Annotated in this window: 9 protein-coding genes and 1 pseudogene; 6 read left to right on the forward strand and 4 right to left on the reverse strand. The window is 67.1% G+C overall.

The genetic code is table 11. The features are described from left to right. Positions 1 to 12: 12 nt before the first annotated feature. The 4 genes from VFW69_RS21285 (at position 13) to eccCa (ending at position 7714) form a co-directional block, all read left to right on the forward strand. The gene (locus VFW69_RS21285; protein ID WP_526504308.1) at positions 13 to 861 is read left to right on the forward strand and encodes a hypothetical protein; all 849 of its coding nucleotides are present in this window, start codon (positions 13 to 15) and stop codon (positions 859 to 861) included. Positions 862 to 1148: 287 nt separating this feature from the next. Continuing rightward, positions 1149 to 1997, forward strand: coding sequence for a transglycosylase SLT domain-containing protein (locus tag VFW69_RS21290; protein WP_526504294.1), 849 nt, complete (start codon positions 1149 to 1151; stop codon positions 1995 to 1997). A gap of 2 nt (positions 1998 to 1999) precedes the next feature. After that, positions 2000 to 3487: a type VII secretion protein EccB gene (gene eccB / locus VFW69_RS21295; protein ID WP_526504296.1), complete on the forward strand. Its 1488-nt coding sequence runs from the start codon at positions 2000 to 2002 to the stop codon at positions 3485 to 3487. A gap of 3 nt (positions 3488 to 3490) precedes the next feature. Further along, positions 3491 to 7714 carry a type VII secretion protein EccCa gene (gene eccCa, locus VFW69_RS21300; protein WP_526504298.1) on the forward strand — a complete coding sequence of 1408 codons (4224 nt, stop codon included), beginning with the start codon at positions 3491 to 3493 and terminating at the stop codon, positions 7712 to 7714. Here the strand turns inward: eccCa and VFW69_RS21305 are convergent. Beyond that, a complete protein-coding gene (locus VFW69_RS21305; protein WP_526504310.1) occupies positions 7695 to 10550 on the reverse strand; it encodes an MMPL/RND family transporter in 2856 nt (951 codons plus the stop codon). The genes eccCa and VFW69_RS21305 overlap by 20 nt on opposite strands. Beyond that, a complete protein-coding gene (locus VFW69_RS21310; protein WP_526504300.1) occupies positions 10543 to 10923 on the reverse strand; it encodes a hypothetical protein in 381 nt (126 codons plus the stop codon). The genes VFW69_RS21305 and VFW69_RS21310 overlap by 8 nt, the downstream gene beginning before the upstream one ends. Before the next feature lie 133 nt (positions 10924 to 11056). Between VFW69_RS21310 and VFW69_RS21315 the strand changes: the two genes are divergently transcribed. Both VFW69_RS21315 and VFW69_RS21320 read left to right on the forward strand, forming a co-directional pair. Further along, positions 11057 to 12274, forward strand: a complete 1218-nt coding sequence (locus VFW69_RS21315; RefSeq protein WP_526504302.1) for a sensor histidine kinase — start codon at positions 11057 to 11059, stop codon at positions 12272 to 12274. Beyond that, positions 12271 to 12927 carry a response regulator transcription factor gene (locus VFW69_RS21320; protein ID WP_526504304.1) on the forward strand — a complete coding sequence of 219 codons (657 nt, stop codon included), beginning with the start codon at positions 12271 to 12273 and terminating at the stop codon, positions 12925 to 12927. The genes VFW69_RS21315 and VFW69_RS21320 overlap by 4 nt, the downstream gene beginning before the upstream one ends. 4 nt (positions 12928 to 12931) lie before the next feature. Here VFW69_RS21320 and VFW69_RS21325 read toward each other — a convergent pair whose 3' ends face one another. Both VFW69_RS21325 and VFW69_RS21330 read right to left on the reverse strand, forming a co-directional pair. Beyond that, on the reverse strand, positions 12932 to 13192 hold the full coding sequence (locus VFW69_RS21325; RefSeq protein ID WP_526504306.1) for a hypothetical protein: 261 nt from the start codon (positions 13190 to 13192) through the stop codon (positions 12932 to 12934). 310 nt (positions 13193 to 13502) lie between these two features. Further along, positions 13503 to 13663 (reverse strand): annotated as a pseudogene (locus VFW69_RS21330) (cytochrome P450); the annotation flags it as partial. Positions 13664 to 13769 lie beyond the last annotated feature (106 nt).

Genomic DNA, 13769 nt, shown 5'->3' on the forward strand with positions numbered 1-13769 from the left:
GACGGGTTCCCGGTGGCCACGCCAGGGGCTGGCCCGGTTCCGCCAGGCGGCACCTCAGTCGCCGACGGTTGGCAGGGGGCCTTAGGCGGAGTCGGAAACGCCGGCGTCCCCAAAGACGCAGCAGACGCCGCTGCGGCAGACGCGGACCGCCGCGCCCACGCCGCCGATGCAGCCGCGAAGTTCCCGGCCAACGAGGCAAATAGCCAGCAGGACATGCAGATGATCCAGCAGATGCTGCAGAGCGTGACCGGTGCGATCGGTGGCGCGATCGGCGGCATCATGGGGCCGATGACGCAGCTTCCACAGCAGGCGATGCAGGCTGGTCAGAGCGCCCTTCAGCCGCTGATGAGCGCGATGCAGGGCGCCCATGGTGCCGGGCTTGCCGACAGCGCGCATCTGGTCGACAGCGTCGGCAGCGGTGGCGGCTCCGGACTGGGCGCCGGCTCCGCTGGTGGCGGTGGCGGAGGCCTCGGGGGCGGCGGCACCACTCCGGCCAGCTCGCTGGGCCCACCGCCGGTGCCGATGTCGTCCCCGCCGACCACGCCCGCAGCCGCAAAGGCGGCCATGATGCCGCCAACCGGCGGGATGCCCGCCATGCCCGGGCAATCCGGCATGACCGGTATGCCGATGATGCCGCCGGGCGCGATGGGCGCCGGCGGCGAAGCCGGCAACAAGGACAAGCCGGTTGAGAAGCGGGTCACGGCCCCGGGTGTGCCCAACGGCCAGCCCGTCAAGGGCCGCTTGACCATCCCGCCGAGCACCCCGGGCAACAAATCCGGTGAGGCCAAGCCGACCGTGGTCACCAACAGGCCCAATCGCCGGATCGTGATCATGCCGTCGGAGGACGAGCCGAAAGATTAGGACCTCCTTCCCAGCTCACGGGAGGTGAGTGGTCGGGCAGTTGGCCCGGCAGTAAGGTCGCTACGTAATCGCGGCCGGCCGATCCCAATGCGCGGGTCATATTGGGTTGCCCGTTATTGACAGCAGAACTGTCGGTACGTGCATGCTATTGGTACGTCTGCAGCGACCGCGGAATACGCGGCCAGGAGGGTGTGGGAGTACTAGCGCGAAGTGTCCGGCAAGGATGCGGCGCCGAGACGGCGCGCAGGTGAAATACGGCGGGGAAGTCGGTGACCGATCCTCTGAAAATGCAAGCGGTCAGGGCGCTGTTTCGCGCCCACAATCTGTTCGCGGGCACCGCCACAGGCCACGGCATCGGTGACGCACCGGCGCAGACGCAGGCGCGCGCCGAGGCGATAGTGCATCGCGCCGGTGGGCTGCCCGGCGCGGCGGCCGCGCGGTCGAGGTCGTCGATAACGCAGTTGACGCGGTCGGCCCATTCCGACCGGATGCTGGGACAGATCATCAGCGCGTCGCGTGCCGATCACACCCAGGGCCACGCGGCGACGCGAACGGTGCTCGACGCCGCCCTAACCGACACGGCGCCGGCCGCCGATACGCCGATGGGCCGACGCGAGGCGGTCGCCCGAATGGCGGCCCGGCTGCGGACCCAACATCGGCACGTCGCCGGATCGCGCAGGCGGGCAAAGCTGCTCGCGCTCAGACTGCGACGCTTGCACTACTTTCGAGGGCGGTCGATGCACAGCAACCAGGCCAGCGGACGTCCGGCAGTGTTGGCTGCCATCCGTAAAGCTCTGGACATCAAGGGCATTCACGACCCCGCCGCGCGCGCTCGGTGGGAACGCGGCATGGACTTGGTGGCCCGCCGCGAGTCCAACTACAACGCGAACGCGGTTAACGACTGGGATTCCAACGCGGCACGGGGCACACCGAGCAAGGGCGCCTGGCAATTCATCGCGCCAACCTTCGCGGCGTATCACCAGGCGGGGACGTCGCGCGACATCCACAATCTGGTAGCGCAGGCGTGCGCGTTCATCAACTATGCGATGGGCCGCTACGGGGTGGCCGTCGACGCGTCGAATTTGGCTGATCGGATTCAGCAGGCCGATCCTCACCGAACACCCAAGGGATACTGAGCATGCCGCTGAGTTTGTCTAACCGCGACCAGAACTCTGGGCATCTGTTCTACAACCGGCGGCTGCGCGCGGCGACCACCCGCTTCTCGGTGCGCATGAAACACGACGACCGCAAGCAGACGGCCGCGCTGGTGTTGTCCATACTTCTGGTGGCCATCGCCTCGGGCTGGATGCTGCTGCTGAATGTGCTGAAACCGACTGGCATCGTGGGTGAGTCGGCGATCATCGGTGACCGCGATTCCGGGGCGCTCTACGCCAGGATCGACGGCCGGCTGTACCCGGTGCTGAATTTGACATCCGCGCGCCTGGCGACTGGGACGGCGAATCAGCCGACGTGGGTGAAACCGGCTGAGATATCGAAGTATCCGACCGGGCCGTTGGTCGGTATCCCGGGTGCGCCGGCGGCGATGCCGGTTCATCGAGGGGCGACGTCGGCGTGGGCGGTGTGTGACACGGCGGGGCGACCGCGCAGCCCCGAACGACCGGTGGTGACATCGATCGCCGGCCAACTCGACGGCTTCGACCGCGCCACACCGCTAAGCGATGACGCCGGGGTGTTGGTCACGTTCGAGGGTAACACCTTTGTGATCTGGGGCGGCAAACGCTCGCAGATCGATCCGTCGAACAGGGCGGTCACGCTGAGCCTGGGCCTCGACCCGGGCGTGACGCTGCCGGTGGAGATTTCGCGTGCCCTCCATGACGCATTGCCGGCGACTGAACCGCTCGGTGTGCCCGCGGTGCCCCTGGCGGGCACACCTTCGACGTGGGTCTCGGGCTCACAGGTCGGCGCGGTGCTGCAGGCACAGACCGCCAGTGGCGGCAAGCAGTTCTACGTGCTGTTGCCCGACGGGGTGCAAAAAGTCACCAGCTTCGTCGCCGACCTTTTGCGCAGCGCGAACTCCTACGGCTCGACGGCACCCCGCGTGGTGGCTCCCGACGTGTTGGTCAACATCCCCGAGGTGTCCTCGCTGGCGGTGGACTACTACCCGACCAAGCGCCTGAATTTCATTGATAGCGCGGCCGATCCGACCACCTGCGTGGGGTGGGAGAAGGGCTCGACGGATCCGCAGGCGCGCGTTGTGGTCTACAACGGCCGCGGACTTCCCACGCCGTCGTACCTGGACAACCGCATCGTCCACCTGGTGCGTGACGACCGCGACCCGGCCTCGGTGGTCGCCAACCAGGTGCTGGTGCTGCCGGGCGCGGCCAACTTCGTCACGTCGACCAGCGGCGTGGTCACCTCCGACTCCCGGGAATCGTTGTTCTGGGTTTCCGACAACGGGGTGCGGTTCGGCATCACCAATGACGACACGACGCTGCGCGCGCTGGGGCTGGACCCCGGATCGGCGGTCCAGGCCCCCTGGCCGCTGTTGCGCACCTTCGCCGCGGGCCCGGCGCTGTCAAGGGAGGCAGCGCTTTTGGCGCGGGACACCGTCCCGGCGCTCGGCAAGGTGGCTGTGGTGACGACATCGGCGAAGCCGGGAGGCTAGAGAATGTCCAAGAAAGCGTTCCCCATCAACCGCGTCAAGGTCGAGCCGCCGAAACCGGTGCGGGTAGCACCCAGTGCGCCGATCGCTCTGCCGGAACGCGAACCGCGCAACATCTGGGTGATGATCGGCGTGCCGGCGCTGATCGTCGCGCTCATCGGCACCATCGTCATGCTCTACGTCTCGGGCGTGCGCAGCCTGACCACCGGCTTCTTCCCCCTGATGGGTATCGGCGCCTTCAGTATGCTGGCGTTCTCCGGCCGCTTCGGGCGTGCCCGCAAGATCACTTGGGGCGAAATGGAAAAGGGCCGTCGCCGCTATCTTCGTGACCTCGACGGCAACCGCGATGAGATCCAGACCGCGGTGTGCGCGCAACGCGAATGGCAGAATTCCGTGCACGCCGACCCCCGCGGGCTGGGCGCCATCGTCGGCGGTCCCCGGATGTGGGAACGCGGGCGCGGCGACGCGGACTTCCTCGAGGTGCGGCTCGGCACGGGCGTGCAGCACGCACCGGACTCGGTACTGTCGGTGACCTGGCCCGACATTGCCTCCGATGAGGAGCTCGAGCCCGTCACCGGGCAGGCTCTTCGCGATTTCATCTTGGAGCAGCGCAAGATCCGCGACATCGCCAAGGTGGTCAACCTGCGCTCGGCGCCCGGATTCAGCTTCGTCGGCGAGGACCTCGACCGGCTGCGGTCACTGATGCGTTCGGTGCTGTGCTCGCTGGCGGTGTTCCACAACCCGCGCGACGTCAAGTTGCTGGTGGTGACCCGCAACCCCGAGGTGTGGTCGTGGATCGTTTGGCTGCCGCACAACCTGCACGATGAGTTGTTCGACGCGTGCGGGTTTCGCCGCCTAATCTTCGCCACGCCCGAGGAACTCGAAGAAACCCTTGGCGCTGAGCTGCACATGAAGGGCAAGCGCGGCGCCTGGACACCGCTGGCCGCGGCAAGCCCCACCGCGATGGGCTCGACCTTGGAAACCGGCACCGATACGGTCGATCTTGGTCCGCATCTGGTGATCGTCGATGACAACACCGGCAGCCCCGATGCGTGGGAGAGCGTGGTCGGGCAGGTCGGCAAGGCGGGAATCACCTTGCTACGCATCGCATCACGCATCGGCACCGGCGTGGGTTTCGGCAACGACCAGGTGTTCGATCTCGGCGAACGCCACAGCTCGCCCAACGGGTCGGTCAACGGCGAAATAGCTCTGCGCCGCAACGGCTCCGACGCCGAAGGCGAGGACGACCGCCCGGCACCGCTGCTGCGGGTGCGCAACAAGTTCTTCGCCCACGCCGACCAGCTCTCCGTGCACCGCGCCTATCGGTACGCGCGGGCGATGGCCCGGTGGTCACCGACCAGCCGCAGCGAGATCGCCGACTCGGTCAGCGGCGCAACCGAACTCCTGCGGGCGCTGGGCATCAACGACCCCCGCGATCTGGACGTCGACCGATTATGGGCCGAGCGGCGGGGTCGCGGCGACGAGCGCTGGTGCGAGGTCCCGGTCGGCGCCAAACCCAACGGCGAGCTGCAGAACATCACCATTCGCGCCAAAGACTTCGGCGGCTTCGGTTTCCACTCCGTGGTCATCGGTACCAGTGGCTCGGGGAAGTCAGAGTTCTTCCTATCGTTGGTCTACGGCATCGCGCTGACCCACTCCCCGGAGACGTTCAACGTCATCTTCGTCGACATGAAGTTCGAATCGGCGGCGCAGGACATCCTGGGCATTCCCCATGTGGTGGCCGCGCTGTCGAACCTCGGCAAGGACGAACGGCACCTGGCCGAGCGGATGCGCAGGGTCATCGACGGTGAGATCAAGCAGCGCTACGAGCTGTTCACCTCTGTGGGCGCCCGCGACGCCAACGACTACGAGGAGATCCGGCTTGCCGGACGCGATCTGCCGCCGGTGCCGGTCCTGCTCGTCATCGTCGACGAGTACTTGGAGCTGTTCGCCAACCATGAGAAGTGGATCAATCTCATCATCCACATCGGCCAGGAGGGCCGCGGCGCCAACGTCTTCTTCATGCTGGGTGGCCAGCGGCTGGACCTGTCGTCGCTGCAAAAGGTGAAGTCCAACATCGCGTTTCGCATCGCGTTGCGCGCCGAGTCCGGTGACGACAGCCGCGAGGTGATCGGCTCGGATGCCGCCTACCACCTGCCGTCGAAGGAAAACGGCTTTGGTCTGCTGAAGGTGGGGCCGCGCGACCTCGACCCGTTCCGCTGCTTCTACCTCTCCGCCCCGTTCGTGGTGCCGAAGACCAAGGAGGTCGCTACCACCGTCGACATGACGTTGACCAAGCCGCGGTTGTACAACTGGCAGTTCCAGCCGCTGGACGCCTCCGACGCCACGGCTTTGGAAGCCGCCGCCGCCGTCGACGCCGAGCCCGACGAATTCCTGTATTACGACGATGGTTTCAAACGAAAGAAGGTCGTCGACGTGCTGCGCGAGTCACTGCACGATGTGCCCCACCGCTCGCCGCGCCGTCCTTGGCTGGAGCCGCTGGAGGAGCCCGAGTCGATCGACGCCTTGGTCGCGGGATACCGCGGCAAACCCTGGCACGTCGACTATGGGCGCAACACGGGGCTGATGTTCCCGGTCGGCGTCATGGACATCCCCGAAGAGTCCAAGCAGATTGTTCACGCGGTGGATGCGTTGCGCAGCAACGTGATTGTGGTTGGCGCCAAGCAGCGCGGCAAGACCACCACGCTGATGACGCTGATGTGCTCGGCCGCAACGATGTACAGCCCGTCGCGCGTCACGTTCTTCTGCATCGGCGGCGCGACCCTCGCCCAGGCCGCTTCGCTACCCCACGTCACCGACATCGTCTCGCCGAAGGACGCTGAGGGCATCGAGCGCATTTTGAGCAGCATGGACGCGTTGATCGATGCCCGCGAGGACTCGTTCCGGCGCCTCAAGATCGACCTCGACGGCTTCCGCGAGCGCCGCTTCGGACCGGGCAGCGACGGACTAGGGGGCACCGACGCCAACGACCCGTTCGGCGATGTCTTCGTGGTGGTCGATGACTACGACGACGTGTACTCGAAAGACACCGTGCTGGGCGACCGCATCATCTCGCTGAGCAGCCGCGGCCCCGAATACGGGGTGCACGTGATGTGCAGCGCCGGTGGCTGGATTCACGGCCAGCGGCAGAGCCTGCTGCAAAACGCCACGGCGCGAATCCAATTGCGGCTGGCCGACCCGAGCGAAAGCCAGATGGGGCACTCGTCGCTCGAATCACGCGACGCCGCGCGGCGGACGCTGAGCCGGCCCGGCTTCGGTCTGACCGACAGCCTGCACGAGCTGCGGGTGGGTGTTCCGGCCCTGACCGATCCGAACACCGGCGCGGTAGTGAGCATCGTCGATGTCGGCGCCCGCATCGCGGATGTCGCCGGAGTCACCAAGCACGCCACCCTGCAGCGACTGCCGCAGCGGGTGGCGCTGAAGGCGATTCTGGACTACGAGGCCGCACACCCCAGCGCGCTTCCGACCCAAGACCTCTCGATCGCCTTCGCCATCGGTGAGCGTCACGAACTGGGGCCGGTTCCCATCAAGCTGCGCGAGAGTCCCGGACTGATGATCTTGGGACGGCAAGGTTGCGGTAAAACCATGTCGCTGGTCGCCATTGGCGAGGCGATCATGAACCGATTCAGCCCCGAGGAAGCGCAGCTGACGCTGATCGACCCCAAGACCGCACCGCACGGTCTGCGCGATCTGCACGGACCCGGTTACGTTCGCGCGTACGCCTACGACCAGGATGAGATCGATGAGGTGGTCACCGCGCTGGCCCAGCAGGTCCTGCTGCCCCGGCTGCCTCAGAAAGGCCTGAGCCAGGAGGAGTTACGCGCACTCAAACCGTGGGAAGGCGCGCGGCACTTTGTCCTGATCGACGACATCCAGGACCTGCGCCCGGACCAGAGCTACCCGCCCAAACCCCCGGTGGGCGCCGCGCTGTGGAAACTGATGGAGCGCGCGCGCCAGATCGGCTTGCACGTCTTCACCACGCGCAACAGCGCGAACTGGGCGACGCTGCAAATGGATCCGTGGATGCGCTTCCAGAACGCGGCGAAAGTGGCTCAGCTGTATATGGATAACGATCCGCAGAACAGGATCAACCGAAACGTCCGCGCCCAGATGCTGCCGCCGGGGCGGGCTCTGCTGGTGGGCGTGGACGGTGACGTCGAAGGCGTTCTGGTCGGATTGCCGTCGTCGGTCATACCGCCGCAGCAGTAACCAATCGCGGCTCGGGCCTCTTCACGTTCGACACGAGGGCGCGGCGGGGGAGTGGACTCGGCCACCAGAACCATCGGCCCAACAGCGCCACGATGGACGGCACGATGAACGCCCGCACTACCAGCGTGTCCAGCAACAGCCCGACCGCAACGGTCGTGCCGATCTGGGCGACGCTGAGCACGCTGCTCGTCAGGAGCGCCAGCATGGTCAGCCCGAAGACGATGCCGGCAACGGTGACCACCCCGCCGGTACCGCCGAACGCCCGGATGATGCCCGTCTTCAGGCCCGCCGCCGCTTCCTGTTTAATGCGCAACGCCAGCAACAGGTTGTAGTCCGCACCGACGGCGATCAGCGCGATGAACGCGAAGGGTGCTACGGCCCAATGCAAGTCCTGATGCAGCAGGTGCTGCCAAATCAGCACGCTGGCGCCAAGGGCCGAGGCGTAGGAGGTGACGACGGTGCCGACGACGACCAGCCCCGCGACCGGGCTGCGCAGCATGGCCGTGACGATCAAGAATATGAGAACTAATGCGGCACCGGCCAGCAGCCTGGCATCACTGGCGACGAAGCGCTGCAGATCGGCGGTCACCGGGCCCACTCCGGCCAGGTCGACCTCGGTCGGGGTCAGGGTGCCCTCCTTGGTGGCCTCCTTGATGGCGGCGCGCACCTGGTCTGCCCGCTTGGCGCCATCGGCACCCCACTCCGCCCCATCGCCGTACACCAGCAGGTAAGCGGCGCGGCCGTTCTCGGAAATGAGGTGGCGTAGCGCGGTGGTGTACCGCGGATCGGTCAATGCCCGTTGCGGCATGTAGAAGTCCGCTGCGGCGCTGCCCTGAAATTGGGTGGCGAGCTCGTTCATGTAATCGGTCAACTGGCGCATCTGGGGTCCAAGAGTGTCGGACAGACCCAGCAAGTCACGCGTGGCCGAACGCGCCTGCCCCAACGCATCTTTCATCGACGCCACGCTCTGCGGCAGGGTCGCCATCGCGGTGGCCGCGGTGGTCGATCCGCTGGTCAGCTTCGTGGCGCCGGAACCCAGGCGTGTGGAGGTCTGCACCAGGCTGTCGACGGGCTGCAGCACACGGTCCACCGTCGAGCAGATCGGGTTGGCCGCGCAGTCGGGGGTCCGCCCGACGAAGTCCCGCAGCGGGTCGAGGTAACCCGAGACCGTCGTGACGTTGCGCTGCAGTCCGTCCATCCCGGTCCGCATGTCTTCTGCCGCGCCGGACATGTCCGCCAATCCCGCACTGCCACCGCGTAATCCGCTGCCCAGCCCATCGACGGCCCGCTGGGTCTGCGCCAGCGCACTGTCCAGTTCAGAAACCCGCTTGAGGCGCTGGGTCAGTGAATCCATGGTGTCCCCGAATTGACGGCCGAGCACACCGGCCTGATAGCTCAATGTCGCCTGTTCGGGAACCTTGCCGTCGGGGCGGCTGGCGGACTGCACCGCGCGCACCCCTGGAACGGCCATGATGTGGCGTGTGATTCTCTCGATGGCGATCAGGCCGGCTGGGTTGCGCAGGTCGTGGTCGGCCTGGATCGCGATGACATCCGGCAGCAGCGCGTTGGCCGCGAAATGCCGGTCGGCGCTGGCATAGCCTCGGTTGGAGTCGGTGGCCGACGGCGTGGCGGCGGGTTCGTTGAAGCCGACCCGCATGCTGGCCAGCGGCAGCGCGGCGAGCAGGCACAGCCCCATTGCGGTGACCAGGATCGGTCCGGGCCAGCGCGCCACCGCCGTGCCGACGCTGCGCCAGCGGCGCGCGGTTTTCGACGGCCGCGGCTCGAGATAGCCGCGGCGTATCGCCAGGCTCATGAGCGCGGGTGTCAAAGTCAGCGCCGCGACCATGGTCGCCAGAATGCCGATGGCGCAGGGCAACCCCGCGCTGCGGAACGAACCGACATCAGCGAACACCAGGCACGCCAGTGCCACCGAAACCGTCAGCGCCGATCCGATCACCACGGGCGCGATGGACCGGTAGGCCTGGGTCAACGCCTGCGCCGGAGCCACGCCGCGGCGCCGGCCCTCGTGGTAGCGGCCGACCAGGAAGATCGCATAGTCGGTCCCGGCCCCCAGCGTCATGGCCGCCATGAGCGCCACCGAAAACAGCGATACCTCAACGACATTGGCCTGGCCCAAGGCGGCGACGACGGCGCGTGCCAGAGCCAGGGCGAGTCCGACCGAGATCAGCGGGATCGCCGCCGCGATGGGTGATCGGTAGACCGTTAAAAGCAACAACAGTATGAGACCGATGGTGGCGGCCGTGATTCCGAGCATCTGCCGATCGATCGCGGAGAATTCGTCGACGATCGTGGCGCCGGGGCCGGTGACATGGACTTCCAAGCCGGCCGGGGGTGCGAGCTTCTGGATGGTGGTGCGCACGGCGTTCACCGAATCGCGCGCCCGTGCGGTGCCGAGCATTCCGGCGAGCCGCACCATCACGCTGACCGCCTTGCCGTCCGAGCTCTGTGCGCCCGCGGCCGTGGCGGGCTGCGACCACAGGTCGGTCACCGAGTACACGTGGCGCTGATCCGAACCCAGCGATGCGGTCAGCGCGTCGTAGAACTGGCGATCCTGCGGTGTCAGTTGTCTATTACGTTCCAGCACAGCGTAAACGAAGTTATTGCTGGGTGTTTGGTTGAACAACTGGGCAGCCCGGGCGGCCGCCGTCGCGCTCGGTGCGCCGGGCGGCATGAAGGACCGCGCGTGGGAGTCCACGACCCGCTCCAGTTGCGGGACGGCCATATTGGCGATCCCCGCCGCCAGGACCCAGAAGACGATGACCAGAACCGCGTACCGAGCGGTCAGTCGTGCAACGCTTCCCATCCGGTCATGCAACGGTCTGCCGATCACTGGTGGGCCCGCCGAACAAACCCACGGCCACATGCTCACCGCGCGTAAGCGAGCGCACGCGCACCGAGCGACGGGTGCCGATCCTCACCAAGGCGTGCAGTCCGGGCTCGGCGGCCTCGAGATCGGCACGCACCTGTTCGGCCGGCGCGCCCTCGTAGGCCGCCTGATCCAACTTGGCCACCAGCATCGTGATCCAGCGCTGGCCGAGCGAAAGCATCAGGCCCTCTTCGTCGCCGAACAGCTCGGACACCTCGGATGAGTTGCCGATCAACGCAAGTGCCGCCTCGGGGTCCGTCTCGGCGGCCTTTATCACGTGGGCCATGAAGGCCATGCGGTCGTGCAGCAGTGTCCATGTCATGAGTCGACGGTAGGAAAGCAGCCACCCATTGCGCGTCGTGCCAAAGTGCAGTCTTTGTCTCCTACCACGGGCGGAGTCGGGTACCGACCGCAGGAGGATGTGACGAAGTGGGCACCTCTTCTAGGATTGGACGATGCCGTCCGCCGCAGTGGATTACCTGCGGGAACAGCTTCGCCGACGAAGCGAGCTGATTCCCGTCGGCATCACCTGGGCGGCGCTGATCGCCGTCGATGTCGCTCTGGTGCTCGGCGGCGTGATCGGGACGCTGCAGCGGCCCGCCGCCGACCTGCCCGTGGCGCTGACGGCGTTCGCCCTAGCGCTGTCGCCCTCGTTGGCGTTCTTCGTCCTCAACATGAAGATGACCCCGGGGCCGCTGTGGGCGACCTGGTCGGCATCCACCGCGTTGACGCTGTTCGGTACGTCCACACCCATTCACGCCGATTTCGCACCGGCGTTGTTGGTCCTGATGGTCTTGGTGGTCGCGACATTGGCGTCGGTGTTAGGTGGCTTCCTGGCCGCCGTGTCGGCGGCCGCCCTGTTGTTCGGCGCGTCCGCGCTGCACCGCCTCGACACGGTGGGGTTGTATCTGGGTTTCATCGCGGTGGGCTGGCTGCTCGGGTACCTGATGCGCACCCAACGGCTGCTGCTGGCCGAACAGATCGAGGCGCACGACATGTTGGCCGAGCACGCCGCCGCCGACGAGCGGCGCCGCATCGCCCGCGAAGTGCACGACGTCATCGCCCATTCGCTCAGCATCACCCTTCTGCACGTGACCGGTGCGCGCCGCGCACTGCAGCAGGATCGCGACGTCGATGACGCGGTCGAGGCCCTGGAGCAGGCCGAGCGGCTCGGCCGGCAGGCGATGGCCGACATCCGACGCACCGTCGGGCTGCTCGACAACTGGCCGACCAAGACCGCGCAAACCGCTCCCGAGCCCGGCATCGACGACATCGCGGTGCTCGTCGAAGGTTTTCAGCGGGCCGGGCTGACCGTCGCGCTGTGCGTCGAAGGGCCCACCGATCACGTGTCGGCGGCGATCGGCCTCGCCCTGTACCGCATCACCCAGGAGTCGCTGGCCAACATCGCCAAACATGCGCCGGAGTCGAAAGCCGGTGTTGTGCTGGATATTTCGCCGGCATCGGCGAGGCTCGCCATCACCAATATGCTTCCCGCGTCGGTGACGGCCGCGCGCTCGCCCGAAGGGCGCGGCCTGCGCGGCATGCGCCAGCGGGTCGAGCTGCTCGGTGGGGCCATCGACGTCGGCCCCACCCGCGACGGGTGGTCGGTGTGCGCCGAAATCCCGCTGCACGAAGGCGATGCCGCCTGGCGCCCATGGTGGTGCAAGGCATGATCGACGCAACGGCCGAGATCGCCGTGCTGCTCGTCGACGACCAGGATCTGGTGCGGTCGGGCCTGCGCCGGATCCTGCGCCGCAAGGACGGCTTCGCCATCGTCGCGGAATGCGCCGACGGTGACGAGGTGCCGGCCGCGGTGGCCGAGCACCGGCCCGATGTTGTCGTGATGGATCTGCGGATGCGCCGCGTCGACGGGATCGAGGCGACGCGCAGGCTTTGCGGCAAGCCGCCGGTGCTCGCTCTGACCACCTTCAACGAGGACGAGCTGTTGTCGGGAGCACTGCGTGCCGGCGCGGCCGGCTTCGTGCTCAAAGACTCTTCGGCCGAGGAGCTGATCCGTGCGGTGCGGGCGGTAGCCAGGGGCGACAGCTATCTCGATCCCGCGGTCACCTCGCGCGTGCTCACCACGTACCGCAAGGCCGCACCCGGCCCCCGCGGCACCGCAATCGGCGAGCTGACCACCCGCGAGCTCGATGTCCTGACATTGATCGGCCAGGGTCTGTCGAATACGGAGATCGCCGACAAACTGTGCATCTCCGGCGTCACGGTAAAGAGCCACGTCGGGCGCATCTTCGGGAAGCTCGACCTGCGCGACCGGGCCGCGGCGATCGTCTACGCCTACGACAACGGCATCGTCGCGCCGCGCTGAAGACTTACAAAGGGGCCGACTGATCCGCCAGGTTCAGCAGAACGTAGGCCATGCACATCAGGAAGTTCAGCACCACCATGATCAGGCCCGCGAACATCAGCGAACGGGTGCCGCGCTTCTTGAGCCGTTTATAACGCGCGGCGCGCGATTCGCGGTCGAGCCGGATCGCGATCAACGCGAAGTTCACGTTGATCATTTCGTGCGCGGCCAGCGGCGCACCCTGCAGCATTTCTCGCAGCCGCTCCGGTGCCGTTCGAACGCCCACCCGTTCGAAACTGTGGCACAGACGTCGCGCCCGCCGTTGGCGGAGCGTGTGATACGGCAGCCGAAGGTGCCGCGCAACTTGCCCTCGATCGCCCCCCCAGGGGTAAGACGGGGTCATCACAAGCGGGATTCTAGATCGCTCGGCGGCACTTTCGCGTGGTGTACGCGAATTATGTTGCGAGATATCATTTCGGCGTTTGCCGGTCAGGTGCCCGGACAGGGGTGAATGCACGTAACGTTCGAGGTCGCGAAGCTACCAGGGGCGCCATCGGGTGGTGCTCTGGCGCATGCGCCGGTGGGTTCGGCGGGGTTCAGTGCTCGATGTCGAACTCGAGCGGCAGGGTGATGGGCCGCCCAGCGCGTTCACCGGTTTCCACGGAGCTGGACCGGTGCGCCGCGCGTTGGGCATGCGCCGCGTCACGACGGTCAACGCCTCGCCCAACTCGAGGCGGGCGAGGTTGGCCCCGAGGCAGTCGGCTCCACTGTCGAGGCGATCGCTTACGCTCGCCGCGGCCGCGGCGAACGCAGACGCCTCTCCACCGGCTGGGCCTCACTCACTCCAGCCGAACTTGGCGTCG

The sequence above is a fragment of the Mycobacterium sp. genome, from assembly GCF_036273375.1.
In the GTDB taxonomy this organism is placed as follows: Bacteria; Actinomycetota; Actinomycetes; order Mycobacteriales; family Mycobacteriaceae; genus Mycobacterium.

What these genes read in the sequence shown, in the direction of transcription:
- VFW69_RS21290 (WP_526504294.1), top strand. Translation starts at nt 1,149, where the DNA reads ATGCAAGCGGTCAGGGCGCTGTTTCGCGCCCACAATCTGTTCGCGGGC.
- eccB (WP_526504296.1), top strand. Translation starts at nt 2,000, where the DNA reads ATGCCGCTGAGTTTGTCTAACCGCGACCAGAACTCTGGGCATCTGTTC.
- eccCa (WP_526504298.1), top strand. Translation starts at nt 3,491, where the DNA reads ATGTCCAAGAAAGCGTTCCCCATCAACCGCGTCAAGGTCGAGCCGCCG.
- VFW69_RS21310 (WP_526504300.1), bottom strand. Translation starts at nt 10,923, where the DNA reads ATGACATGGACACTGCTGCACGACCGCATGGCCTTCATGGCCCACGTG.
- VFW69_RS21315 (WP_526504302.1), top strand. Translation starts at nt 11,057, where the DNA reads ATGCCGTCCGCCGCAGTGGATTACCTGCGGGAACAGCTTCGCCGACGA.
- VFW69_RS21320 (WP_526504304.1), top strand. Translation starts at nt 12,271, where the DNA reads ATGATCGACGCAACGGCCGAGATCGCCGTGCTGCTCGTCGACGACCAG.